Below are 24,523 nucleotides of genomic sequence, written 5' to 3'. Positions count from 1 at the left end.
GCTTTACTACTCGCGATGATAAGGGTGGTTGTTATTTAAGCTCCAGCCACGATAAAGGCTTTCAGCAACAATAATACGCACCAACGGATGCGGTAGCGTTAGGTTCGATAAAGACCATTTTTGCTCTGAGGCTGCGATACACTCAGGTGCAAGCCCTTCAGGACCGCCAATCAGTAGGCTGACATCTCGGCCATCAAGCTGCCATTTTTCCATACTTTTAGCGAGCTGATGCGTATCCATCGGCTTACCGGTTACTTCAAGTGTAACAATGCGGTTTCCTTTGGGGATAGCCGCCAATGTCTTTTCACCTTCAAGTTGTAAAATACGTTTGATATCCGCATTTTTACCACGCTTTCCTGCTGGGATTTCAATGAGTTCTAACGGCATATCACGCGGAAACCGGCGTTGATATTCCGTAAACCCTGTTTCTACCCATGCTGGCATTTTCGTGCCAACGGCAATCAATTGTATCTTCAAAATGCTTTACCTATGTCCTTGCTAAGGGTTAGCCCCAAAGTTTTTCTAGATCATAGAAGTCGCGAGTTTGGTCTTGCATTACATGCACAACCACATCACCCAGGTCTACCAGTACCCATTCACCTTCATTTTGGCCTTCGTAGCCGAGTGGCTCTTCACCAGCATGGCGTGCTTCTTTTGCGACATGATCAGCAATAGACTGAACGTGGCGTTTAGAATTACCTGAACACACCACCATGTAGTCAGTAATGTCAGATTTTCCACGAACATCAAGTTGTACCACGTCACGGGCTTTCATATCGTCGACTTTATCAAGGGCAAATGCGAGTAGTTGTTTAGAATCCAAAGTGTTTTCTCAAAAGTAAATAATCGTAATGTGTTATTTTATCACGCAGATAGTATTTATTCATCTGTTTGGTAAAGATGATGCTGCGCAATGTATTGACTGACGCTAGCGGGTAAAAGTTCCGCGGCCTGTTCATTTAAATATAATTGTTTTCGAATCTGACTCGATGCAGCATCAACTTGTAAGCCATTTAAAAAGAATAACTTGCCAGCAGGTGATTGTTTTAGTTGCGCGAGTTTGTCAGTCAACGCATCGGCTTTGTAAGCGGCCAGTTCACCCTCAACATGGCATATTTGGCCAGGGCGCTGATACACCACAATATGGCACAGTGTGACTATTTCTTGCCATTGATACCATTTATCTAAGTTATTAAACGAATCCATGCCGATTAAAAACAGAATAGGGGCGCTCGGGTGTTCGCTGCGAAGCTCTTTTAAGCTCAGTAATGAATACGATGCACCGCTGCGGTTAAGCTCTCTGTAGTCGATAGCAAATTGCGGGTTAGACGCTATCGCAAGCTTGAGCATATTAATCCGATGCTCGTCGCTTATCCCCGGTTTTGCTTTATGAGCGGGGATAGCGCAAGGCATAAAATAGAGGGCATTCAATTGGCACTGTTTAACACACTGTTCAGCCATATTTAAATGACCTAAGTGAATGGGATCAAACGTGCCACCGAAAATAGCAATCATCAGTTACGACTCTCAGTCAGAATGTGGATGACAAGGTAAGGGGATTGATAACGGCTGACAAAACACTAAACAAATATGAGTCAACGCTTGATAAGGGGCAATTAAGTTACCTTGTTTGTAAGCGGCATCAAATTGAGCGAGTTGTTTAATTATTTGCTCAAGTACTTTGCTGTTTAAACGATTCAGCGCGTGTTGGATTGTCGCTTGTTGATTCTTCCAAATATTAAACTGCTTGTATAAGTCAGTCATATTGGCGCCCGTTAGTCTGGCATGCTGCATAGCAAGTAGGTTGCTGGCTTCTTTATTAATAGCCCAAAAAATACTCATGGCTTCGGTATTATCCGCAGCGAGTTTGGTCATGACTTTGACTGCTTGCTCAGCGTGACCTTTGAGTAATGCATCGCTCAAATCGAAAATATCAAACTTTGATTGATTGAGCAGCCCTTGCATAACGGCTTGTTGGTCAACTAAGTCACTGCCATAAAGCAGTGAGAGCTTTTCAAGCTCTTGATGACACGCAAGTAGGTTGCCTTCAGTTGCTTCTATGAGGCTTTGCTTAGCATTGTTATGCAGGTTTAAATTTAAACGATAACATTGCTCATCTAACCAGCGGGTTAGGTGATTGCCTGTTAGCGGATAACAAGGCACAAAGATGCCTTGTTTATCGAGTGCTTTAAACCAAGCGCTACGCTGGATATCTTGGCTGGCTTTGGCGCCTTTTAACACTAAAATAGTGTCATCATTGACCAGCTCAGTAAGCTGTTTAAATATTTGACTGCCCGTGGTGCCCGGTTTTTGCTCGTTTAAATCAAATTCAATCAGGGTGCGTGCACTGAACAGTGACATACTTTGATATTGAGCAATAATCTCTTGCCAATCAAAGCCCTGCATCAATGTGAATTTGATGACTTCGTCAAAACCGTGCTGTTTAGCTGCTTGACGTATCTGTGATACGCATTCCGCTATTTGGTAGGGCTCCTCACCAAACACCATGTAGAAAGGGGCGAGGCCTTTTTTTAGTTGGCTGGTGAGTTGATTCGCATAACAACGCATTACAGTTGCGATAACTCTCTAACAATACGGCGGCTTGCTTGCTTTCTGATTTCACTCAGCAGCAGCTCAAGTTCTTTGGCTTTTGCAAGTGCGTTATCAGGATCGTCTTGGTAGTTACGATACAGCTCAAAACGTTGGTTAACCGCTTCTTGGCCCGGGCGTTTAAGGGTGTAACTGACACTATAAGCAAGCTCATATTCTGCGACCTGACCGTTATCAAATAACGACAATATTTGTCGCTCTAAGCGGTCTTTGTGAATAGTGAGTTCAGGCGTTGAACTGTCGCCGTGGTCAAATTCTACTTTACTGGCTATTAGCTCTTTTTCGACTAACTCGAACAGGGTTGATTTTTCGTCATCACCAACCAGCGAGATCACCTTTAAGTCATCCGGTAAGTTAGAGGCTTTCTTTAAATGAAAGCCACAGCTTGTTACCAGTAAACAGACTAGCACTAAAGCTAGTCTGTTTTTCAGTGCATGAAGCGCTGCCATCTTAGTTAGCAACCACATTCAGAAGCTTGCCTGGTACGTAAATTACTTTACGGATTGTCACGCCGTCTGTGAATTTAGTCACATTATCTTCGGCGAAGGCGAGGGCTTCAACTTGCTCTTTAGTGGCATCTGCTGGCACTGTTAACTTAGCACGAAGCTTGCCGTTAACTTGTACGATGATTAGCTTTTCATCTTCAACAAGTGCCGACTCATCCACGGTTGGCCAAGAAGCATCTAAGATGTCACCTTCTTTGCCAAGGTCTTGCCATAGTTGATGACACATGTGCGGCGTAATAGGTGCAAGCATGATAAGCAATGCTTCAAGCGCTTCGTTTGCTATCGCGACATCTTGTTTATCAGCAAGTGGCGCTTTTAATAACTTGTTTGAAAGTTCCATAATGGCAGCAATTGCTGTGTTGAACGTTTGACGGCGCTCAACATCATCGGTCACTTTTGCAATGGCTTTATGAAGCTCACGACGAAGTACTTTTTGATCGTTGCTTAAAGCTGCTTTATCAAGTGCTTGATAACCTACGGTTTCAACATCGACTGCGTATTTCCAAACACGTTTTAAGAAACGCATTGCGCCTTCTACACCTGAATCAGACCATTCAAGAGTTTGCTCTGGAGGTGCTGTGAACATCATGAATAAACGCACCGTATCGGCACCGTATTCGGCAATAACTTGTTGTGGGTCGATACCGTTGTTTTTCGATTTCGACATTTTACTCATGCCTGCAGAGAATACCGGCTCACCATCTACTTTATGCCATGCTTTTGTCACACGACCTTTTTCGTCAGTTTCAGTTTGTACGTCGGTTGGTGATATCCACACATCACCGCCTTTCTCATCTTTACGATAGAACGTTTCTGCTAATACCATGCCTTGGCACAGTAAACGCTCGAATGGCTCGTCAGAGTTAACTAAGCCAAAATCACGTAATAGTTTGTGGAAAAAGCGAGAGTAAAGTAAGTGTAAAATCGCATGCTCAATACCACCGATGTATTGGTTTACAGGTAACCAGTAGTTTGCAGCGCCAGGCTCAATCATTCCTTCGTCAAAACGAGGGCTACAGTAACGTGCGTAGTACCACGATGATTCCATAAAGGTATCGAATGTATCAGTTTCGTGAAATGCAGGTACGCCATTTACGGTTGTTTTAGCCCATTCAGGATCCGCTTTGATTGGCGATGTAACACCATTCATAACCACATCTTCAGGTAAGCGTACTGGTAACATGTCTTCAGTAGCGGCAATCTCTTGGCCATTTTCGTCGCTTAACATAGGGATTGGAGAACCCCAATAACGCTGACGGCTCACGCCCCAATCACGTAAACGGAAGTTTACTTTACGCTCACCAACGCCCAGTGCTTCTAACTTGTCTGCTACCGCATTAAATGCTGCATCAAACTCTAGACCATCAAACTCACCTGAGTTTACTAATACGCCTTTTTCTGTGAAAGCTTGATTTGCAAGGTCAACCGTATCTTCGCTGCCAGCTGCAGGTGCAATAACTTGCGTAATTTCTAGGCCGTAAGTACTTGCAAACTCGTAGTCACGTTGGTCATGTGCAGGCACCGCCATTACCGCACCTGAACCGTAGTCCATGAGTACAAAGTTAGCGACCCAAATAGGGACTTGCTTGCCTGTTAATGGATGGATTGCGTAAAAGCCTGTTGCAATGCCTTTTTTGTCCATGGTTGCCATGTCGGCTTCAGCGACTTTGGTGTTTTTACACTCATCAACAAACATCGCAACAGCATCGCTATTTTTAGCCGCTTCTTGTGCAATTGGGTGACCGGCTGCAACAGCAACGTAAGTCACACCCATAAAGGTATCTGGGCGTGTTGTGTAAACACGGAATGTGTCATCGTTGTCGGCACGTTTGAATTCAATTTCTAAGCCTTCAGAACGACCAATCCAATTGCGTTGCATGGTTTTAACTTGCTCAGGCCAGTGATCAAGTTTATCTAAATCATCTAAAAGCTCTTGAGCATAATCAGTGATTTTGATGAACCATTGTGGAATTTCTTTTTGCTCAACAATCGCACCTGAACGCCAGCCACGACCATCGATTACTTGCTCGTTGGCAAGCACTGTTTGGTCAACTGGATCCCAGTTTACTGTTGACATCTTTTTGTATACTAAGCCTTTTTCATACAGCTTAGTGAAGAACCATTGTTCCCATTTGTAGTACTCTGGGTGGCACGTCGCGATTTCGCGATCCCAGTCATAACCAAAGCCTAATTGCTTTAATTGGTTACGCATGTAGTCAATGTTTTCGTATGTCCATTTAGCCGGTGCCGTATTATTTTTAATTGCGGCATTTTCAGCTGGAAGACCAAACGCATCCCAACCCATAGGTTGCATTACGTTTTTACCTTGCAAGCGTTGGAAACGTGATACTACGTCACCAATAGTGTAGTTACGAACGTGACCCATATGCAGTCGGCCGCTTGGGTATGGGAACATTGATAAGCAGTAATACTTTTCTTTGCTCTCATCTTCAGTGACTTTAAATACTTGGTTTTCATCCCAGTAGGCTTGTACTTTTGACTCTATGTCTTGCGGGTTATATTGCTCTTGCATCTACGATTCCAGACTTCTTGCAAATTGATAAAAAATTGTCGCTAAGGATAACCCAAAATACAGGCTAATCACAGCGGCAAATAAGGGCTTTTCCGAAATTATCACTTTCAGGGCAGGTTAACCTATACTCAACTATAGTAAGTATTGATTTTTCATCACTTTTGAAGGAGTAAACGATGGCAGATTATAAAACATGGCTCAGCGATTTAAGTGCATGGCTTAAAGATGTAAAAGACCACGAGTTGAAGGAGGCAATGGAGAAGTTTGTTGAATCTGAGCAGGCACTTAAAGATCTAGGAAAAGAAAAACTTGAGCTGTATCGCGACTACCTTAAACGCGATATTGATCACATCAAAGAAAACGATAAACATTATGACTCCTTAGCGTGGCTTGAACTAAAAGAGTCGCTTTGGTACGAGTTATCGCACATCGAAGACAAAACCCAGTTAGAATGGCAGGCCCTAAATCAAGATTTTAAGCACAATGGTGTCTATCATCAGGGAGAATGGATAGCCATGGGCACATTAGTATGTAAAAATTGCCAACATAGTTACGATGTTTACCATGCTACTCAAATTACCCCTTGTACTGAATGCGGTGGTATTTACTTTAGCCGTAAGGCATTACAACCTTAATCTGTAACGCAAGCAAAAGCTGGGCGTTACCCATAATGCCCAGCTAATCCTGGGAAATAAGAAGTTAGAATGACAAAAAAACTAATCCCATTGCCAGTCTCTACCTTAGCGCCAGAAATTGCCGCCAGTCATGTTGCTACCTGCATGAATAATCCATACCCAGAGGCTTTAACGTTTATTGGCCAACAACGTGCTCAAAGTGCGCTCGATTTTTCATTAGGTATGGAGCTACCTGGTTACAATGTTTATGTTATGGGTGAGGCTGCACTGGGTCGTTTTACCTTAGTGAAAGACAAGTTAACAGCCCATTCAAAAGGCCGCCCAACGCCTAATGAGTGGCTGTATGTCAATAATTACGACGACCACCGCGAGCCTATCGCGCTGTTTATGCAAGCTGGGCAAAGCAAGCAGCTTGCAGATGATATTGATTCATTTATTGATGAAGTGCTTGATACATTCCCTGCTGCATTCGATAACCCAGGTTATCAGCGTAAGAAGAAATCAATAGACCGTGAATTCACCGATACTTACGATGCAGCTATAACCGCAGTAGAAATTGCCGCGCTTGAGCAAAGTGTAGCGCTTATCGAAGAAAATGGCGTGGTGGGTTTTGCACCATTGGTTAATGGTAAGCAATTAAGCGACAGTGAGTTTGCGGCACTCGAAGAGCCATTGCGTATTGAATTTTATGACGTGATTGAAAAGCTCGAAGATGCGTTAATCGAAGCGCTGATTGAGTTACCGCGTTGGAAACGTGAATCATCTGAAAAACTGCGTAATCTTAAAAAATCAACGGCTGAGTTAGCGACCAAGCCACTTATTAAAGCGCTTGAGCACAAATATGCAACGCATATTGGCGTGCTGCGTTATTTAAAAGACATACGTGAAGAAATCATTGATGCGGTGCTGGAGTGGCTCGACGATGATGACAACGACGAAAACAAAGAAGACTTTGACCGCAAGGGCATGCTAACCGACTTTTTCGCACCCAATATTTTAGTCGAATTTAAAGAAGGGGATGCAGCGCCTGTTGTTTACGAGCCTAACCCAACGTTTGGCAATATTTTTGGCAAAATTGAATACGCGACATCGCAGGGCTCGCTCATAACCAGTTATCGCTCAATTCAGCCGGGTGCACTGCACCGTGCTAATGGCGGCTACTTGATTATGGACGCTGAAAAAGTAATGGCGAATCCACAAGTGTGGGATGGCCTAAAACTGTCTTTAAAAACGCATCAAATTAAGAACGACTTACCGTATCAAGACAGTTCAGTGGGGAGCAGTTTTACTTTACGTCCGCAGCTTATTCCGCTGGATGTAAAAATTGTGCTGCTGGGTTCACGTGATTTGTATTACACCATTGGTGAGTACGATGAAGAGTTTGCTGAGCTGTTTCGTGTGCTTGCTGACTTTGATTATTACTTACCAAGCAGCGATAAGTTGCAGTACCAGTTTATTACCAAAGTGACTGAATACTGTGAGAAAACCTTAAATTGCACTGCAAACGAAGCGGCAATGGCACGTTTACTCAAGTTTAGTTATCGCCAAGCTGAGCATCAAAATAAGCTGTCTGCACGTTTTGCAGATGTCCTTGAGTTGGTAGCCGAAGCCAGTTTTTATGCCAAGCAAGATGGACATACACTGATTGATGCGCACCACATTGATGAAGCCATTCTTGGTAAACAGTACCGTACTGGGCAAATTTCAGAAACCATGCTTAGCGATATTAAAGAGGGGCAGATCCTCATTGCTACCGAAGGTCAGGCTGTGGGTAAAGTAAACGGCTTAACGGTGCTGCATATCGGTGATACATCGTTTGGTACGCCTGCACGTATTACTGCCACGGTTTATGCCGGTGCCGATGGGGTCATTGACGTTGAGCGTGAGGCCGAGCTGGGTAAAGCAATTCACTCAAAAGGGGTGATGCTACTAACCGGCTACTTAGGTAACAAATATGCGCAGCAATTTAGTTTAACGCTCAGTGCTAATATCGCGATTGAACAGAGTTACGGTTATATCGACGGTGATAGTGCGTCACTGGCCGAGCTCTGTGCGCTTATCTCGGCAATAACCAACTTACCTATTAGCCAGTCAATTGCGCTTACAGGCTCAATTAACCAACATGGTGACGTGCAATCTATTGGTGGTGTTAACGAGAAAATCGAAGGCTTCTTTAAACTCTGTAAAATGCGTGGCTTAACGGGCGAGCAAGGCGTGATCATTCCTAAGTCAAACCAAGTAAACCTGGTGCTTGATGATGAAGTGCTCGACGCCGTTGAAAAAGGCCGCTTTAATATTTATGCCGTTGAAACAGTAGACCAGGCGTTAAGTCTATTAATGGACAAAGACGCGGGTGAAATGACGGAGCAGGGCTATCAAGACGGCTCTATTAATGCCTTGGCATTAGCCCGACTTGCAAACATTGCCGATATTGTTAATGGCGATAATGATGATGAAAAGGAAGCGGAATGATTAACTTAATTCTTTTATTGGTCATAGGTGTATTTTGTTTTTTGATTTTTAAAAATAGCAAAAAAGCGAAATTACAAGCACTTGAAAATGAAACTTTGGCCGCTGATTTTTTAGCGACAAATGGTAAAGCTGATGATGTCCATGAAACAACATCTGGGCTGCAATACAAAATTGAGCACAGCGCGGGTAATGAAGCTAAGCCACATACTAGCAGTAAGGTGAAAGTGCATTACCATGGTACGCTCATGGATGGCAGTGTATTTGACAGTTCAGTCGTACGCAATTCGCCAATTAGCTTTGGTTTAAACCAAGTGATTGCCGGCTGGACTGAAGGCTTACAGCTAATGAGCGAAGGCGATAAGTTCACCTTTTATATCCCGCCACAGCTTGCCTATGGGCGTAAACGTGTTGGTAGCATTCCGGCAGGCTCGTTACTAATATTTGAGGTTGAACTTCTTAAGATTGAATCGTAAGCGCCAGCCAAACGACAAAAAAGAAAGGGCTTCATAAATGGAGCCCTTTTTTTGATTTAATTCCGCGGGATTAATGAGGCTATACCCATTAGGTATAGCCTCAAAATAGCACTCCAATTAAACGCAGTCGTATTCTTTACGCGTTTGCTTTGGTTTTTCTTATTAACACTATGACAGTTAGTAATAAAACAGCCAGCCATACCGGCCAATTACCTAAACGACTGTATAGCGTGTCACCTTGAATTAAGGTGATATTCGCTTCAAGCACATCGGCTTTAAACTGTGGCATGCTCAATTGCGATTTTGCGATAGGGTCGTACACAGCGCTAATACCGGTATTCGTTACGCGAATAAGCGGGCGCTGAAGCTCAAGAGCGCGCATACGGGCTATTTGCATATGCTGATGCGGGCCATGAGAATCTCCAAACCAGGCATCATTACTAACAGTAAACAAAATATCAGAATCACTTCTATAGTTTCCACGCACTAAATCGGCAAAGGCAATTTCGTAGCAAATAGCAGGCAAAATATTTAAACCATTGGCGCGCAAGTTATCTTGTACTTCATCACCACGGGTGAACGATGACATTGGTAAGTCAAATAGGGGAGCAATAGGGCGCAGTAAATCTTGAAATGGCACAAACTCACCAATGGGTAACAATTGATGCTTTTGATAGCGGTTATGCCCTAAATACTGATAGTGACCTTCATTGTCACTGGGCTCTTTTTTACCAAGTACAATGAGGGTGTTAAAAATATTGCGGGTGTCGTACTGGTAATCAACAATGCCAGTGATAAGTGCGGTGTTATTAAATGTTGCGGCACTATCAAGGCCAGATAAATATTGCGTCGCAAGGGCTTCTAGCTCAGGCACGGCGGCTTCAGGCCAAACGATCAAATCAGCATTCCAATGCAGGCGTGTCATGTCTTGGTATTTGCTCATGGTATTCCAAAACTCAGACGGCTCAAACCGTAAATGTTGCTTGATGTTACCTTGTACCAGCACGGTTTTAATCGTTTTATCTTGGTATTTAACTGGGCTGTTACCTGCAATAAAATATAAGCCAATGAGCACGGCGACAGAGACTATCAAAGGTTTAATGTCTTTACTTATTAAGCGATATAGCGCAAAGGCGATTAATACACATATCAGCGTGATACCAAACTCACCAATCACAGGGGCTAAAAAGTTTAGTGGGCTGTCTGTTTGTGTATAGCCAAAACTAAGCCATGGAAACCCAGTCAGTAGCGTGCCACGCAGATACTCAGTGACCGCAATACTTGCCAGTAATAAGCACACAAAACTATAAGGCCCTGAAGCCAGTCGAGTACTAAGCCAAGCAGCTAAAGCTGGATAAAGTGCAAGGTAGGCGCATAAAACAACCATTAAACCAAGAGAGGCAATTAATGGCATTCCACCAAAGGTGGCTATTGAAACATGCACCCAGCTGATACCGGCACCAAACCACCCTAAACCAAAGATGAAGCCATATTTTGCGCTGCGCTTTGCTGCGTTTTTACCGTTTGCAAGAGGGTTGATGCAATAAAGCAGTGCACCAAGAGAAAGAAAGGCAATGTGCCACAGATTAAAGGGGGCGTAACTTAAGGTTAAAAAGAGGCCCGCAATAAGTGCGAGCCAGGCTTTTTTATCTTTTGCAAGAACGCAGAGGTTAGTTAGCAGTTTCTTCACTGTCGTTATCATCAGCCTTAGGAATGGTGACTTGCAATTGTAAGATGCGACGATTGTCAGAATTGGTGACTTTAAATTGTAAGCCTTCAATGTCTATCGTCTCACCACGGCTTGGCATATGACCAAACGCATGTAAAACCGTACCACCAATTGTATCGGCGTCAGAGGTGCTGTAACCCGTTTTAAAATATTCGTTAAAGTCATCAACAGGTGTTAGAGCTTGAACTGCGTAAACATGTTTCGCAACTTGTCGAATATCTTGTTGTTCCTCTTCTTCATCGTGTTCGTCTTCTATTTCACCCACAATGATTTCGAGAATATCTTCGATGGTTACTAATCCTGACACACCCCCGTATTCATCAATAACGATGGCCATGTGATAACGTTGTTGACGAAACTCATTTAACAGCGTATCAACTCGTTTGCTTTCAGGAACCACCATAGCAGGACGTAAATAGTCACGTAGTGATGGCAATAGTTCATCTTTATTTAGAATTAAAGGCAATAAATCCTTTGCGAGTAATATACCTTCGATGTGATCTTTATCTTCACAAACCACGGGGAAACGAGAATGTGTAGAGTCAACCATCATCGGGAGTAGCTCTTCTAATGGTGCGTCAATTTCAAGCGTCACCATTTGAGAACGTGGTATCATGATGTCTCGAACTTTTAGTTCTGACACACCTAATACCCCTTCAATCATTTCTTTTGTTTCAGGGTCGATAAGGTCGCGTTCTTGCGCATCGGCAATTACTTCTACCAGCTCTTCTCTATTCTGGGGTTCCCCTTGTAACATCTGGGCTATGCGGCCCAGCCACGTTTTACCAGAAGAACCCTGGCTAGTTTGCGAGTTGTCGTCGCTCATTGCGTCTAATTGCTCCGTAAATTTAAATATCGTCTCGATATGGGTCAGCAATGTTCAGATCGGCAAGTAATTGCTTCTCTATGCTTTCCATTTCGAGTGCATCTTCGTCCTTTATATGGTCAAATCCAAGTAAATGCAAGCATCCATGGATCACCATATGGGCAAAATGGTCGTGAAAGGTTTTTTCTTGCTCAATTGACTCAGCTAAAACGATAGCTGGACATATGATTAAATCACCCACTAAAGGTAACTCAATACCAGGGGGAGCTTCAAATGGAAACGATAAGACATTAGTCGGTTTATCTTTACCACGGTAGTCATTATTGAGTTGTTGGCTTTGTGCCTCATCACTGATCACAATTGTCAGTTCAGCATCTTCACGGTAGTGACTGAGGGCTTTATCAGCCCACAGTTGAAATTGTTCAAAGCTTGGTAAGTTGTCAAACTCACACGCTATTTGTAAATCTAATTCGGTCACGAGTTTGCTTCTTGTTGGTTTGCTTGCGCTTCTTTTGCGCGTTGTTTTTCAGCCCGTTTTAAACGTTCAGCTTCATCGTTGCGCTCATAGGCTTCAACAATACGCGCCACAACAGGGTGGCGTACCACATCATGTGATTGGAAAAAGTTAAAGCTAATTTCATCGACACCGTTAAGTACCTCAATCGCATGGCGAAGGCCTGAGCGCGCACCACGCGGTAAATCTACTTGGGTGATATCGCCTGTAATAACGGCCTTAGAATTAAAACCAATACGGGTTAAGAACATTTTCATTTGCTCTGCGGTGGTATTTTGGCTTTCATCTAGGATGATAAATGCGTCATTCAATGTACGGCCACGCATGTACGCTAATGGTGCTACTTCGATAATATTTTTTTCGATCAGTTTTTCAACGCGCTCGAAGCCGAGCATTTCAAATAATGCATCATAAAGAGGGCGTAAATAAGGGTCGATTTTTTGGCTCAAGTCGCCAGGTAAGAAACCCAGTTTTTCACCTGCTTCAACGGCAGGGCGAGTAAGCAGAATACGGCGAATTTCTTGACGCTCAAGTGCATCAACAGCAGCAGCAACGGCAAGGTAGGTTTTACCTGTGCCTGCAGGGCCAATACCAAAGGTAATATCGTGATGCAGAATATTAGCCACATACACGCCTTGGTTATCGTTACGCGGTTTAATAACGCCACGGCGAGTTTTTATCACCATGTCTTTACCATAAACGCCCGGGTTGTCATCTTGATCAAGGGCGTTTGATTCGCTAATCGCTAAGTGCACAGCGTCGGGTTCAATTTCGCCAATTTCACCACGAACTGGTTGAGTATCAACATAAAGGTTTTTTAAGATTTCGACACTGGCTGCTGCACAGTGAAGTTTACCAGTGACTCTAAAAAAATTATCGCGATGGGCAATTTCAACACCTAGTCGGCGTTCAATTTGTTTGATGTTTTCGTCAAACGGACCACATAAAGATGAAAGGCGTTTGTTGTCGGCGGGTTCTAAATAAATCTCTAAAGTTTTTAATTGATTACTCAAAATTGCTTCCTATTGATGGGTGCTGGCAAGGGCCAGCACCAAAATTCACCCTAAGGGACGAAAGTTGCAACGCCAATTTCGTTAGGGGCTTGTGCAGCGTCTGCTTCGGCTGCTTTACTAAGAATAGACGATGGCGCAATATCACGGCGCAGGTTCATTTCTGATTCTGTACGAATTAATTCACCGCGTAAAGAGTTTGGCAACGCTTCAGTAATACGTACATCAACGAATTGACCGATCACTGAATGTGGGCCTTCAAAGTTAACCACACGGTTGTTTTCAGTACGGCCACGTAACTCCATAGGGTTCTTCTTAGAAGGACCTTCAACTAAGATTCGCTGTTCAGTGCCAAACATTTGGCGACTGATTTGCTGTGCCATTTGCGTAATACGGTTTTGTAAAAGGTATAAACGCTCTTTTTTCTCTTGCTCTGATACGTCGTCCGGTAAATCAGCTGCTGGTGTACCAGGGCGTGCACTGTAGATAAAGCTGAAGCTCATATCAAAACCAATATCATTGATAAGGTTCATTGTTGCTTCAAAGTCTGCTTTGCTTTCGCCAGGGAAACCAATGATAAAATCAGAAGACATACTTAAGTTAGGGCGAATTTTACGTAATTTACGAATCGTTGATTTGTACTCTAGAGCTGTATGACCACGTTTCATTAAATTAAGAATACGGTCAGAGCCACTTTGCACTGGTAAATGTAAGTGGTCGACAAGCTCTGGTACATCGGCATATGCATCGATGATGTCAGGAGTAAACTCTACTGGGTGCGAAGTGGTGTAACGAATGCGGTCAATACCATCAATCGCGGCAACATAACGCAGTAGGTCAGAGAAGTAACAAATTTCGCCATCATGCGTTTCACCGCGGTAAGCGTTTACGTTTTGACCTAGTAAGTTTACTTCACGTACGCCTTGCTCAGCGAGCTGGGCGACTTCGAGTAGTACGTCATCAAGTGGACGGCTTACTTCTTCACCGCGCGTGTATGGCACAACACAGAAAGTACAGTATTTAGAACAGCCTTCCATAATCGATACGAACGCACTTGGGCCTTCTGCTTTTGGCTCAGGTAAACGGTCGAACTTTTCGATTTCAGGGAATGATACGTCAACAACAGATGTACTGTCGCCACTTTGCACTTGCTTAATCATCTCTGGTAAACGGTGTAACGTTTGCGGGCCAAAAATTACATCGACAAACGGCGCACGTTGACGAATTGAGTCACCTTCTTGTGACGCTACACAGCCACCTACACCAATGATAAGGTCAGGTTTATCGTCTTTTAATAGCTTCCAACGGCCTAGCTGGTGGAATACTTTTTCTTGCGCCTTTTCACGAATTGAACAGGTGTTGAGTAAGATCACATCTGCATCTTCAGCTTCATCAGTTAACTGATAGCCGTTAGTCGCATCCAGTAGATCCGCCATTTTCTGAGAGTCGTACTCGTTCATCTGACAACCCCAGGTTTTAATATGCAGCTTTTTACTCATTGAAATATAGCCTCGTTTTCAATTCGGTAGTGACACAAAAATGTGTTAGAAACAGGATTAAGCGGCGTTAATGCCGACTTAAAGGACGCGTATTTTAGCTGGATACCCGCACAGATCCAAGTATAGTTTTTATCTTTGTGGTGTGAAATCAAACAAGTCACTGTTTTAAAATTCTTAACGCGTAAATGCACTGACACAGTTTAGTGAATTACGTTACAATTTATGCCGTATTCAAATAGCCAAATGAGCGACTATTAAATGAAGAAAAATAAGGTAATTGTTGTTGGTGGTGGCATGGTAGGTGCTGCCACAGCTGTTAAACTGGCACAGCAGGGCAGGGACGTCACTATTATTGAAAAGCACCTTATCGATGCTGATGACATTCTCAGTTCAGATAAGGTGGATATTCGCATTTCGGCTATTAATCGTTTTTCAGAAAACTTACTTGATGAGCTGGGGGCAATGCCGTTATTGCGCCAAAATCGTATCGCTCCATACCAACAGCTTGAGGCGTATCAGCAACAAGGTGAAAACTTATTGTTTGATTGCCATGATATTGGTGAAACACATCTGGGTCATTTAATCGAAAATAGCCTAATTCAAGCGAGTCTTTGGCAGCAATTTTCTCAATATGGCATCGAGGTCATTGAGCAGACAACACCGGTTACAGAGATAAGCCAAGAGAGTGATTCAATCACGCTTCATTACGGTGACACCCAATATACGGCTGATTTAGTGGTTGCTGCAGATGGCGGACAATCACAATTACGTAGCAAAGCTGGCTTAGGTGTAACAGGGTGGCAATATGGTCAACACTGTATGGGTGTGTTAATTAAACTGGATACGCCGCAACAAGTTAAAACGTGGCAACAATTTACACCAACGGGCCCAGTAGCGTTTTTGCCTATGCAAGCCCCGTATGCAAATTTAATTTGTTACCACAACGCGTCGGTTTTAAACCGTTGGAATAAACTCCCCACAGAACAACTAAAAGCCCAACTCATTGCGCATTTTCCTGAGTTGCCGGGTGAATTTGAGTTACTTGAGCATGCTGTTTTTCCATTGGCTCGTCAGCACGCAAATGATTATTCGCAAGGGCGTTTAGTATTAGTGGGCGACTCAGCACACACTATTAATCCCTTGGCAGGCCAAGGGGTTAATTTAGGTTTTCAAGATGTGGTTGCACTGGCTGAGGTTCTTGCTGGCCACGATGATGTTGGTCAGCATGCGGTATTAAAGCAGTATGAGAAGAAACGTCGTCGCGCTAATTTACTTATGATGAGTATGATGGATGCCTGTTACTTCGGATTCTCAAATGAACTACAGCCACTCAGTTGGGCACGTAGTAAGTTTTTAAAACTAGCGAACAATATTGGCCCGGCTAAGAACTGGGTATTAAAATATGCCATTAGTGGGACACTCAGTTAAACAAAATAATACACATAAACGATAAAGAAACGGGTTAATGAAAATTAGCCTGTTTTTTTGCGCTAAATAAAAATGAATTAAATTTTGGAGAAATTAGAAATTAGAAATTAGAAATTAGAAATTAGAAATTAGAAATTAGAAATTAGAAATTAGAAATTAGAAATTAGAAATTAGAAATTAGAAATTAGAAATTAGAAATTAGAAATTAGAAATTAGAAATTAGAAATTAGAAATTAGAAATTAGAAATTAGAAATTAGAAATTAGAAATTAGAAATTAGAAAGGAAGTTGGCTGGGATACCAGGATTTGAACCTGGGAATGGCAGGATCAAAACCTGCTGCCTTACCGCTTGGCGATATCCCAACGCTAAACTTGAAGAGTTTTAGTTCTACTTAAGAACATGGTGCGGAAGGAGAGACTTGAACTCTCACAACCGAAGTTACTGGAACCTAAATCCAGCGCGTCTACCAATTCCGCCACTCCCGCATCATTAAGTTGTATTTTTATACTCTATACAGAGTTTTTCTTATTCACTCTCTTGGTAGAGAAAGTGGCTGGGATACCAGGATTTGAACCTGGGAATGGCAGGATCAAAACCTGCTGCCTTACCGCTTGGCGATATCCCAACAAAGAAAAAGTTGATAGTTTTGGTTCTTATCAAGAACATGGTGCGGAAGGAGAGACTTGAACTCTCACAACCGAAGTTACTGGAACCTAAATCCAGCGCGTCTACCAATTCCGCCACTCCCGCATCATTAAGTTGCATTTTTATACTCTATACAGAGTTTTTCTTATTCACTCTCTTGGTAGAGAAAGTGGCTGGGATACCAGGATTTGAACCTGGGAATGGCAGGATCAAAACCTGCTGCCTTACCGCTTGGCGATATCCCAACAAAGAAAAAGTTGATAGTTTTGGTTCTTATCAAGAACATGGTGCGGAAGGAGAGACTTGAACTCTCACAACCGAAGTTACTGGAACCTAAATCCAGCGCGTCTACCAATTCCGCCACTCCCGCATTTTGTGTTTAAAAACACTGGTAGTTATTTTTAACTCTTCATTGAGTGCAGTTTAAACTCCTGCAGAGCCATTCTAAAAGAAGAATGGTGGCTAAGACGGGATTTGAACCTGTGACCCCATCATTATGAGTGATGTGCTCTAACCAACTGAGCTACTTAGCCATTGTGGCTGGGATACCAGGATTTGAACCTGGGAATGGCAGGATCAAAACCTGCTGCCTTACCGCTTGGCGATATCCCAACAAAAATTTGATAATTTTAGTTCTTATCAGAACATGGTGCGGAAGGAGAGACTTGAACTCTCACAACCGAAGTTACTGGAACCTAAATCCAGCGCGTCTACCAATTCCGCCACTCCCGCATTTTGTGTTTAAAAAACACTGGTAGTTATTTTTAACTCTTCATTGAGCAACAAAAGAATGGTGGCTAAGACGGGATTTGAACCTGTGACCCCATCATTATGAGTGATGTGCTCTAACCAACTGAGCTACTTAGCCATCTTTTTTGTTAGCACTTCATCGCTGAGTGCGGGGCGTATTATGCTGATATGACCTAAATCCGTCAACACCTTTTTTGCAAAAAAACGCTTAACAGGGTTTGTTTGCATTAAAATTAAGCTAAGCGGCTAAATTTTATTTAAATTGCTGTTTTTTTGACAGACAAAGACAACACTAAAAGTATATTACGTATTGTTGCTAATAAAAGCCCACTTTTAATCTGTTTGATTTTCATACAAAAATTAAGTGTGTAAATTTAAAAACTATTTTGTTGAGAGTTTTTATAACACATAAACGTATTTACAGTGATAGGAGTAGAATACTATACACAGAGCAAATAGATAAAATGGCTCTGTTTACAGCGCTAAAAATAGCCTGCGCGTCGTGGTGTCAATTCAGAAAACAAAAAAGGCTCGTGATAACGAGCCTTTTAAATAGAGTGTGCTACACAACTTATACGTTAAATAAGAAGTTCATAACATCACCGTCTTTCACGATGTACTCTTTACCTTCTTGACGCATTTTACCTGCTTCTTTCGCACCGCTTTCACCTTTGAACTCAATATAATCATCAAAAGCGATAGTTTGTGCACGGATAAAGCCACGTTCGAAATCAGTATGAATTTTACCTGCCGCTTGTGGTGCTGTTGCGCCGACAGGAATTGTCCATGCACGTACTTCTTTTACGCCTGCTGTGAAGTAGGTTTGTAATTTAAGTAATTCGTACCCGCCACGGATCACTAAGTTAAGGCCCGGCTCTTCAAGACCTAAGTCAGCCATAAACTCAAGCTTGTCTTCTTCTTCAAGCTCAGATAGCTCTGATTCGATAGCCGCACAGACAGGAATAACAACCGCATCTTCTGCAGCTGCGATTTCACGCACTTTGTCTAGGTATGGATTATTTTCAAAACCATCTTCTGCCACGTTTGCGATGTACATTGTTGGTTTAATTGTTAAGAAGTTTAAAGGCTTAATAGCTGCTTTTTCTTCTTTTGTTAGTTCTAAAGAACGTAACGTTAAACCTTCATCAAGGTGTGCTTTTACTTTTTCGAGAACAGCGTTTTGTTCTTTTGCATCTTTATCGCCACCTTTGGCTTTTTTCGCATTACGGAAACTTGCTTTATCAGCGCTGTCCATATCAGCCAGTACTAATTCGGTGTTAATGACATCAATATCGTCAGCAGGGTCGATAGTGCCGGCAACGTGAACGATGTTTTCGTCTTCAAAACAGCGCACTACATGACCGATTGCATCAGTTTCACGAATATTCGCAAGGAACTGGTTACCTAAACCTTCACCTTTTGAAGCGCCTTTTACAAGGCCTGCAATATCAACGAATTCCATCGTTGTTGGTAAAATGCGTTGCGGATTTACGATTTCGGCTAATGCATTTAAGCGTGCATCAGGCACCGGTACCACACCTGTGTTCGGCTCGATGGTACAGAAAGGGAAGTTAGCGGCTTCAATTCCCGCTTTAGTTAGTGCATTAAATAATGTTGATTTACCAACGTTTGGCAAGCCAACGATGCCACATTTAAAACCCATAGTAAGATACCTTGTGTAATTTCATTAAAACGGATTAAGGTTTAAATGAATGTAGTCTGTTTTGTGCTTTTAACACACCATCTTTTGCAAGAATTTCCATACAACGAACTGCCTCATCAATAGCGGCATCCATTTTTTCTTGATCTTCTTTAGCGGCTTTACCAAGTACCCAGCCTGTCACCATTTCTCGGTGACCCGGATGACCAATACCGATACGAAGGCGCATGAAATCTTTTTGGTTTGCCATTTTCGCAATAATATCTTTTAAACCATTGTGACCACCGTGGCCGCCACCTTTTTTTAGTTTAGCAATGCCGGGATCAAGATCCATTTCGTCGTGCGCTACGAGAATGTTCTCAACAGGGATTTTAAAGAAATTAGCGAGACTACTCACCGCCTTACCACTTAAATTCATGTAAGTAGTTGGGATCAGTAATTTAAATTCTTGGCCTTGAATGATCACTTTGCCAGTGAGGCCGTGATATTTAGGATCGTGTTTGAGTGTGCAGTTATAGCGTGCTGCGAGTTCTTCAATGAACCAAGCACCTGCATTATGGCGTGTATTTGCGTATTCGGGGCCTGGATTAGCCAGGCCCACAAGCATTTGAATAGAATTCAAGGTGTGTACACCTTAAAAATTATTCTGCAGCGTCTTCTGAAGCTTCTTCAGCAGGAGCAGCTTTGTTAGCTTTTACAGTAACAATTGACTGATCGTGGTCTGCACCTTTAGCTAGCTCAACAGATGAAACACCTGCAGGTAGTTTAAGGTCTGAAAGGTGGATTGAATCACCTGCAACTAAATCAGCAACGTTAACTTCAACGAACTCAGGAAGTGACTTAGGAAGACACGTGATTTCGATTTCAGTTAATTGGTGAACAACAGTGTTACCTGCTTTAGTTACTTTCTCTTCACCGATGAAGTGTACTGGCACTTTAGTGTGAAGTTTGTGAGAAGCATCTACACGTTGGAAGTCTAAGTGAGTGATCTTAGGCTTGAACGGGTGACGTTGAATATCTTTAAGGATAGCTTCAACTGACTCACCGCCAATGTTTAAAGTAAGGATGTGCGTGTAGAAACCTTCGTCTTCTTGCGCTTTAATCATATCTTTGTGTGCAAGAACGATTGATGCAGCTTCTTTGTCAGCACCGTAAAGGATTGCAGGAACTTTATCTTCACGGCGTAGGCGGCGGCTCGCACCAGTACCTGTTTCTGTACGTAATTCTGCATTGTATGTATAAGTTGACATAATGTCTCCAAAAATTAAAAGTCTTAGGGCCTTTGCGACCAAGGTCCCCAGCCAAAAGGCGCGCTATCATACCACCACTTTGAGGGAAAATAAATAACGACCACAAAAAAAGCACCTAGACGGTGCTTTTTGGCTATCACTGCGTGTTTATTAGTGTTCAAACATCGCTGAGATAGATTCTTCGTTGCTGATACGACGAATTGTTTCAGCAAGCATATCTGCAAGCGTAAGCACTTTGATTTTATCCAGTGCTTTAAGCTCATCAGACAGTGGAATTGAGTCAGTAACAATCACTTCGTCGATGACCGATTCACGGATGTTTTCAGCTGCGTTGCCAGAAAGTACAGGGTGAGTTGCGTATGCAAATACACGCTTAGCACCATGTTCTTTAAGTGCAGCTGCCGCTTTACACAGTGTCCCGCCTGTGTCGATCATGTCATCTACGATGATACAGTCGCGACCTTCAACGTCACCAATAATGTGCATTACTTGTGAAACGTTAGCTTGTGGACGACGCTTGTCGATGATAGCAAGGTCTGTATCGTTTAATAGCTTCGCGATTGCGCGAGCACGAACAACACCACCGATATCGGGTGAAACAACAACAACGTCATCGAAGTCGCGTTCTTTCATGTCTTCTAATAGCACTGGGCTACCGAATACATTATCAACCGGCACATCGAAGAAACCTTGAATTTGTTCAGCGTGTAAATCAACCGTTAGAACACGGTCAACACCTACACTTGATAGGAAATCTGCAACGACTTTAGCTGTGATTGGCACACGAGCAGAACGTACGCGACGATCTTGACGTGAGTAACCAAAGTATGGGATTACTGCAGTAATACGTCCAGCAGACGCACGACGTAGGGCATCAACCATAACGATAAGTTCCATTAGGTTATCGTTAGTAGGGTTACAGGTTGATTGAACGATGAAAACGTCAGAGCCACGAACATTTTCATTAATTTGAACACTGATCTCACCGTCACTAAAACGGCCAACAACAGCATCGCCTAATTCAATATACAAACGTTTTGCAACTTTTTGAGCTAGCTCAGGTGTTGCGTTACCAGCGAAGAGCTTCATGTCAGGCACGGTAGGGTTCCTCAGGCACTGAATTTTGGGACTAACAGGCTTTGGTAGGCACCAAAGCAGGTTAACTTTTACATTTACTTGTACGTTACTTCATTTCAAAGTGAGCATTTAATGCTGTATGAGCAGGAGAAAGTGTAGCACTAGTTGCTACAAAACCTGTCCACTTTTCTGGCAACTGAGCTAAAACTTGTTCTGCCTCGGCCTGAGTTGAAAACTCAGCAAAGCAGCAAGCGCCCGTGCCAGTCATCTTTGACGGAGCGTATTTTAGCAACCACTGGAGGGCTTTTTCAACCTCGGGGCAGAGCTTTTTGACCAAAGGCTCGCAATCATTGCGTAAATTTTCTGTTTGCCAATCAGCTTTTAGCTTGGCTGTGTCGCGTTTTAAATCAGGGTGAGTAAAGATTTCTGCCGTACTCACATGCTCGCCAGGATGCACAACACAGAACCAACCTGGGGTTAATTCAACATTATGTAATTGCTCGCCAATGCCATGCGCAATTGCGGTATGACCATTAATAAACACGGGCACATCAGCGCCAAGTGTGACTCCTAGCTGTGCTAATTCAGCCAATGACAGATTACAGTTCCATAATCTATTGAGTGCCAGTAAGGTGGTTGCCGCATCTGATGAGCCACCACCAACACCGCCGCCCATAGGCAAGCGTTTAACTAAATGAATGTTTACACCTTGCTGGCACTGACAATGTTGTTGCAATAAAAATGCGGCTTTATATATGAGGTTGTCGTGAGTAGGAATGCCTTGTGTGTCACCCGTGACGGTAATTTTACGGTCATCAGTGAGTGAAAACGTTAAATCGTCACCAAAATTTAAAAACGTGAACAGGGTTTCGAGTTCGTGATAGCCATCCTCACGACGACCATTAATATGTAAAAACAGATTTAGTTTTGCGGGTGCTATTAAGGTGAGCGGAGCGTGCGAAGTTTCTGTCATGATTAATTAAACTGCCAATCATTAAGTTGAATTTTAATACGAATTTGCGGGTTTTTAAGGCTCAGCTTTGTTGGAAGCCAATAGCCATCTTGTTTTATATAGTGAGAATAGGTGATTTGCCATTGCTGGCCGTTTTCAGCGTGCCAAATTAGACTTGTTAAGCGATTGAGTTCGTCAAATTGGGTGTGTTCGTTGTTAGCGGTCCCTTTGAGCCATGTCGCCGCGTTATCGAGCGGAATAGTGAAACCCGTCAGCCGGTAAAGTAATAAGGAGGCATCGCGGTCTGTGTAAACATCACCGTCGTATTCAATTTCAGCGCCATATGTATTTTGTTTTAACGACAAAATACGGGTACCGATAAAACTGGTTAAGATCATGTTGCTGTGTAACTCGTCGTGTTGCCAATTGACGTTAGCTGATTGACGTTGCTCTGAACTAATAAAGGCAATTTTTCCTTGTACTTGCCACTTGGCATGGTGATCAAGGCGGGTTTTCCAATCAGGGTAAACGTAGTCAATCGTTGATGTTTTTTGGGCGCAACCACTGATAAATAAAAAAAACATGAATAAAATCAAATATTGTTTAATCAAATGTCGTTCCTTACTTTCCATATTCCGCTGATTTTTGGTAAAATTAATGCCTTTACAGCTGGGCTTAGCAATATTTGGTACATATGACCATCGTAGCACTTGGTATAAATCACAAAACCGCATCCGTAGAATTACGCGAAAAAGTCGCGTTTTCGCCTGAGCAAATGTCTGAGGCGTTACAACAATTAAGTGGCCATGCGCATTTTAATGAAGCGGTTATTGTTTCGACCTGCAACCGAACCGAAATCTATTGTAGCCTTGCTGAGCGTAATTCCCAAACACTGTTGCACTGGTTAGCCAGTTTCCATGGTTTGGATGAACAAGAACTGAGCAGTAACACCTATTATCATGAGGGCGAGCAGGCTATTAATCATTTAATGCGTGTGTCGTGCGGCCTTGATTCCTTGGTATTGGGTGAGCCACAAATTTTGGGGCAAATAAAGCAAGCCTACCATAATGCAAAAACGCATGATGCCATTGGTGTGACATTTGACCGCTTGTTTCAAAAAACGTTCTCGGTAGCAAAGCAAGTTCGCACAGAGACAGACATTGGTGCCAGTGCGGTATCCGTGGCTTATGCTGCTGTTAATTTAGCCAAGCATATTTATGGTAAGTTAGATAAAACCAACGTATTGCTGATTGGGGCAGGTGAGACCATTGAACTGGTGGCTAAACATTTATACCAAAATGATCCGCAAAAAATCACGGTGGCAAACCGCACCATCGAGCGTGCAAAAAGTTTAGCTGTCGAAGTTGACGCTGATGTTATCGCTTTGGCGCAACTACCTGAGCGTCTCCACGGTGCCGATATTGTTATTAGTTCTACCGCGAGTACTTTGCCAATTATTGGTAAAGGGGTGGTTGAGCAGGCTTTAAAAAAACGTCGTCACAAGCCCATGCTGTTTATTGATATTGCTGTCCCTCGGGATATTGAGAGCCAAGTAGGCGAATTAGATGCGGCCTATTTGTATTCAGTAGATGACTTACAAGCGATAGTGAGCGAGAATATCGCCGCGCGCGAACAAGCGGCGCAGCAAGCGCAAATAATTATTGATGCGCGCACCAATGAATTTGTCATGTGGCTGCGCTCTCTCGATTCGGTCGATATTATTCGTCTGTATCGAAATGATGTACAAGATATTAAATCAGAACTTGTCGAAAAAGCACTTGGCCAGCTGCAAGCAGGCAAAGACGCAGAAAAAGTGATACTCGAGTTGGCAAACAAACTGACCAACCGCTTGATGCACGCACCTACCCGTGCTATTCAAGATGCGGCTAAAAATGGTGAAGCCGCTGAGTTAAGTCAATTAAAGAAAATGTTAGGTATTGATCAGGAATAGCC

22 protein-coding genes and 10 tRNA genes are annotated in these 24,523 nt (G+C 43.0%); 5 read left to right on the top strand and 27 right to left on the bottom strand.

Annotated elements, in window-relative coordinates:
• Positions 1–6: 6 nt before the first annotated feature.
• The 6 genes from rlmH to leuS are packed head-to-tail and all read right to left on the bottom strand — an operon-like array spanning position 7 to position 5,649.
• Positions 7–477 carry a 23S rRNA (pseudouridine(1915)-N(3))-methyltransferase RlmH gene (rlmH, locus tag IT970_RS10170; protein ID WP_036967350.1) on the bottom strand — a complete coding sequence of 157 codons (471 nt, stop codon included), beginning with the start codon at positions 475–477 and terminating at the stop codon, positions 7–9.
• 28 nt (positions 478–505) lie between these two features.
• Positions 506–823, bottom strand: a complete 318-nt coding sequence (gene rsfS / locus IT970_RS10165) for a ribosome silencing factor (RefSeq protein WP_036967352.1) — start codon at positions 821–823, stop codon at positions 506–508.
• 56 nt (positions 824–879) lie between these two features.
• Positions 880–1,515 (bottom strand): nicotinate-nucleotide adenylyltransferase, encoded by a 636-nt coding sequence (gene nadD / locus IT970_RS10160; protein ID WP_196857297.1) that lies wholly within the window; start codon positions 1,513–1,515, stop codon positions 880–882.
• 12 nt (positions 1,516–1,527) lie between these two features.
• The gene (gene holA, locus IT970_RS10155) at positions 1,528–2,568 is read right to left on the bottom strand and encodes a DNA polymerase III subunit delta (RefSeq protein ID WP_065978079.1); all 1,041 of its coding nucleotides are present in this window, start codon (positions 2,566–2,568) and stop codon (positions 1,528–1,530) included.
• Positions 2,568–3,059 carry an LPS-assembly lipoprotein LptE gene (locus IT970_RS10150; protein ID WP_065978078.1) on the bottom strand — a complete coding sequence of 164 codons (492 nt, stop codon included), beginning with the start codon at positions 3,057–3,059 and terminating at the stop codon, positions 2,568–2,570. Before IT970_RS10150 ends, holA begins: the two co-directional genes overlap by 1 nt.
• A gap of 1 nt (position 3,060) precedes the next feature.
• Positions 3,061–5,649 (bottom strand): leucine--tRNA ligase, encoded by a 2,589-nt coding sequence (gene leuS, locus IT970_RS10145; RefSeq protein WP_075593703.1) that lies wholly within the window; start codon positions 5,647–5,649, stop codon positions 3,061–3,063.
• A gap of 176 nt (positions 5,650–5,825) precedes the next feature.
• Between leuS and IT970_RS10140 the strand changes: the two genes are divergently transcribed.
• The 3 genes from IT970_RS10140 to IT970_RS10130 all read left to right on the top strand — a co-directional run bounded on the left by IT970_RS10140 (position 5,826) and on the right by IT970_RS10130 (position 9,229).
• Positions 5,826–6,284, top strand: coding sequence for a zinc ribbon-containing protein (locus IT970_RS10140; protein ID WP_074989684.1), 459 nt, complete (start codon positions 5,826–5,828; stop codon positions 6,282–6,284).
• 69 nt (positions 6,285–6,353) lie between these two features.
• A complete protein-coding gene (locus IT970_RS10135) occupies positions 6,354–8,756 on the top strand; it encodes a Lon protease family protein (RefSeq protein WP_065978076.1) in 2,403 nt (800 codons plus the stop codon).
• A complete protein-coding gene (locus IT970_RS10130; protein WP_196857296.1) occupies positions 8,753–9,229 on the top strand; it encodes an FKBP-type peptidyl-prolyl cis-trans isomerase in 477 nt (158 codons plus the stop codon). Before IT970_RS10135 ends, IT970_RS10130 begins: the two co-directional genes overlap by 4 nt.
• A 136-nt stretch (positions 9,230–9,365) precedes the next feature.
• Here the strand turns inward: IT970_RS10130 and lnt are convergent, their stop codons facing one another.
• From lnt to miaB, 5 genes are read right to left on the bottom strand one after another with little or no spacing between them, the layout of a single operon-like run.
• Complete coding sequence (lnt, locus tag IT970_RS10125; protein WP_196857295.1) at positions 9,366–10,919, bottom strand: apolipoprotein N-acyltransferase; 1,554 nt, start codon at positions 10,917–10,919, stop codon at positions 9,366–9,368.
• Positions 10,900–11,784 (bottom strand): CNNM family magnesium/cobalt transport protein CorC, encoded by an 885-nt coding sequence (gene corC / locus IT970_RS10120; RefSeq protein WP_036967376.1) that lies wholly within the window; start codon positions 11,782–11,784, stop codon positions 10,900–10,902. Before corC ends, lnt begins: the two co-directional genes overlap by 20 nt.
• A gap of 22 nt (positions 11,785–11,806) precedes the next feature.
• Positions 11,807–12,262: an rRNA maturation RNase YbeY gene (gene ybeY, locus IT970_RS10115; protein ID WP_036967379.1), complete on the bottom strand. Its 456-nt coding sequence runs from the start codon at positions 12,260–12,262 to the stop codon at positions 11,807–11,809.
• A complete protein-coding gene (locus IT970_RS10110; RefSeq protein WP_074989681.1) occupies positions 12,259–13,311 on the bottom strand; it encodes a PhoH family protein in 1,053 nt (350 codons plus the stop codon). The genes ybeY and IT970_RS10110 overlap by 4 nt, the downstream gene beginning before the upstream one ends.
• 50 nt (positions 13,312–13,361) lie before the next feature.
• A complete protein-coding gene (miaB, locus tag IT970_RS10105) occupies positions 13,362–14,807 on the bottom strand; it encodes a tRNA (N6-isopentenyl adenosine(37)-C2)-methylthiotransferase MiaB (protein WP_036967384.1) in 1,446 nt (481 codons plus the stop codon).
• Positions 14,808–15,065: 258 nt separating this feature from the next.
• Here miaB and IT970_RS10100 point away from each other — a divergent pair, with 258 nt between their 5' ends.
• A complete protein-coding gene (locus tag IT970_RS10100) occupies positions 15,066–16,235 on the top strand; it encodes an FAD-dependent oxidoreductase (RefSeq protein WP_196857294.1) in 1,170 nt (389 codons plus the stop codon).
• 288 nt (positions 16,236–16,523) lie between these two features.
• Here IT970_RS10100 and IT970_RS10095 read toward each other — a convergent pair.
• The 16 genes from IT970_RS10095 to lolB all read right to left on the bottom strand — a co-directional run bounded on the left by IT970_RS10095 (position 16,524) and on the right by lolB (position 23,154).
• Positions 16,524–16,598 (bottom strand) — tRNA-Gln (locus IT970_RS10095).
• Between the two features lie 38 nt (positions 16,599–16,636).
• A tRNA-Leu gene (locus IT970_RS10090) sits at positions 16,637–16,721 on the bottom strand.
• A gap of 65 nt (positions 16,722–16,786) precedes the next feature.
• A tRNA-Gln gene (locus IT970_RS10085) sits at positions 16,787–16,861 on the bottom strand.
• A 40-nt stretch (positions 16,862–16,901) separates the two neighbouring features.
• Positions 16,902–16,986, bottom strand: a tRNA-Leu gene (locus tag IT970_RS10080).
• 65 nt (positions 16,987–17,051) lie between these two features.
• Positions 17,052–17,126, bottom strand: a tRNA-Gln gene (locus tag IT970_RS10075).
• A gap of 40 nt (positions 17,127–17,166) precedes the next feature.
• Positions 17,167–17,251: transfer RNA gene (locus tag IT970_RS10070), tRNA-Leu, on the bottom strand.
• 86 nt (positions 17,252–17,337) lie between these two features.
• Positions 17,338–17,414 (bottom strand) — tRNA-Met (locus IT970_RS10065).
• A gap of 4 nt (positions 17,415–17,418) precedes the next feature.
• A tRNA-Gln gene (locus IT970_RS10060) sits at positions 17,419–17,493 on the bottom strand.
• A 35-nt stretch (positions 17,494–17,528) separates the two neighbouring features.
• Positions 17,529–17,613 (bottom strand) — tRNA-Leu (locus tag IT970_RS10055).
• A 59-nt stretch (positions 17,614–17,672) separates the two neighbouring features.
• Positions 17,673–17,749 (bottom strand) — tRNA-Met (locus tag IT970_RS10050).
• A 453-nt stretch (positions 17,750–18,202) separates the two neighbouring features.
• The gene (ychF, locus tag IT970_RS10045) at positions 18,203–19,294 is read right to left on the bottom strand and encodes a redox-regulated ATPase YchF (RefSeq protein ID WP_036967393.1); all 1,092 of its coding nucleotides are present in this window, start codon (positions 19,292–19,294) and stop codon (positions 18,203–18,205) included.
• A 34-nt stretch (positions 19,295–19,328) separates the two neighbouring features.
• Positions 19,329–19,913 carry an aminoacyl-tRNA hydrolase gene (gene pth / locus IT970_RS10040; RefSeq protein ID WP_036967395.1) on the bottom strand — a complete coding sequence of 195 codons (585 nt, stop codon included), beginning with the start codon at positions 19,911–19,913 and terminating at the stop codon, positions 19,329–19,331.
• Between the two features lie 19 nt (positions 19,914–19,932).
• Entirely contained in the window at positions 19,933–20,541 is a 609-nt protein-coding gene (locus tag IT970_RS10035; protein ID WP_036967397.1) for a 50S ribosomal protein L25/general stress protein Ctc, read from the bottom strand.
• A gap of 150 nt (positions 20,542–20,691) precedes the next feature.
• Entirely contained in the window at positions 20,692–21,639 is a 948-nt protein-coding gene (locus tag IT970_RS10030; protein WP_036967404.1) for a ribose-phosphate pyrophosphokinase, read from the bottom strand.
• A gap of 85 nt (positions 21,640–21,724) precedes the next feature.
• Complete coding sequence (ispE, locus tag IT970_RS10025; protein ID WP_036967407.1) at positions 21,725–22,591, bottom strand: 4-(cytidine 5'-diphospho)-2-C-methyl-D-erythritol kinase; 867 nt, start codon at positions 22,589–22,591, stop codon at positions 21,725–21,727.
• A 2-nt stretch (positions 22,592–22,593) separates the two neighbouring features.
• Complete coding sequence (gene lolB / locus IT970_RS10020; protein WP_231387273.1) at positions 22,594–23,154, bottom strand: lipoprotein insertase outer membrane protein LolB; 561 nt, start codon at positions 23,152–23,154, stop codon at positions 22,594–22,596.
• Positions 23,155–23,264: 110 nt separating this feature from the next.
• Between lolB and hemA the strand changes: the two genes are divergently transcribed.
• Entirely contained in the window at positions 23,265–24,521 is a 1,257-nt protein-coding gene (hemA, locus tag IT970_RS10015; RefSeq protein WP_196857292.1) for a glutamyl-tRNA reductase, read from the top strand.
• Positions 24,522–24,523 lie beyond the last annotated feature (2 nt).

It is taken from the genome of Pseudoalteromonas sp. A41-2, assembly GCF_015767615.1.
GTDB classification, from domain to species: Bacteria; Pseudomonadota; Gammaproteobacteria; order Enterobacterales; family Alteromonadaceae; genus Pseudoalteromonas; species Pseudoalteromonas lipolytica.
This window is presented reverse-complemented; position numbering and strand designations above follow the sequence as displayed.

Bases quoted from the DNA above. Each gene is read 5' to 3' on its own strand.
- hemA (WP_196857292.1), top strand. From the start codon at position 23,265: ATGACCATCGTAGCACTTGGTATAAATCACAAAACCGCATCCGTAGAA.
- IT970_RS10135 (WP_065978076.1), top strand. From the start codon at position 6,354: ATGACAAAAAAACTAATCCCATTGCCAGTCTCTACCTTAGCGCCAGAA.
- IT970_RS10140 (WP_074989684.1), top strand. From the start codon at position 5,826: ATGGCAGATTATAAAACATGGCTCAGCGATTTAAGTGCATGGCTTAAA.
- IT970_RS10100 (WP_196857294.1), top strand. From the start codon at position 15,066: ATGAAGAAAAATAAGGTAATTGTTGTTGGTGGTGGCATGGTAGGTGCT.
- miaB (WP_036967384.1), bottom strand. From the start codon at position 14,807: ATGAGTAAAAAGCTGCATATTAAAACCTGGGGTTGTCAGATGAACGAG.
- ychF (WP_036967393.1), bottom strand. From the start codon at position 19,294: ATGGGTTTTAAATGTGGCATCGTTGGCTTGCCAAACGTTGGTAAATCA.
- leuS (WP_075593703.1), bottom strand. From the start codon at position 5,649: ATGCAAGAGCAATATAACCCGCAAGACATAGAGTCAAAAGTACAAGCC.
- corC (WP_036967376.1), bottom strand. From the start codon at position 11,784: ATGAGCGACGACAACTCGCAAACTAGCCAGGGTTCTTCTGGTAAAACG.
- holA (WP_065978079.1), bottom strand. From the start codon at position 2,568: ATGCGTTGTTATGCGAATCAACTCACCAGCCAACTAAAAAAAGGCCTC.
- IT970_RS10130 (WP_196857296.1), top strand. From the start codon at position 8,753: ATGATTAACTTAATTCTTTTATTGGTCATAGGTGTATTTTGTTTTTTG.
- nadD (WP_196857297.1), bottom strand. From the start codon at position 1,515: ATGATTGCTATTTTCGGTGGCACGTTTGATCCCATTCACTTAGGTCAT.
- ispE (WP_036967407.1), bottom strand. From the start codon at position 22,591: ATGACAGAAACTTCGCACGCTCCGCTCACCTTAATAGCACCCGCAAAA.
- lolB (WP_231387273.1), bottom strand. From the start codon at position 23,154: ATGTTTTTTTTATTTATCAGTGGTTGCGCCCAAAAAACATCAACGATT.
- IT970_RS10035 (WP_036967397.1), bottom strand. From the start codon at position 20,541: ATGTCAACTTATACATACAATGCAGAATTACGTACAGAAACAGGTACT.
- IT970_RS10150 (WP_065978078.1), bottom strand. From the start codon at position 3,059: ATGGCAGCGCTTCATGCACTGAAAAACAGACTAGCTTTAGTGCTAGTC.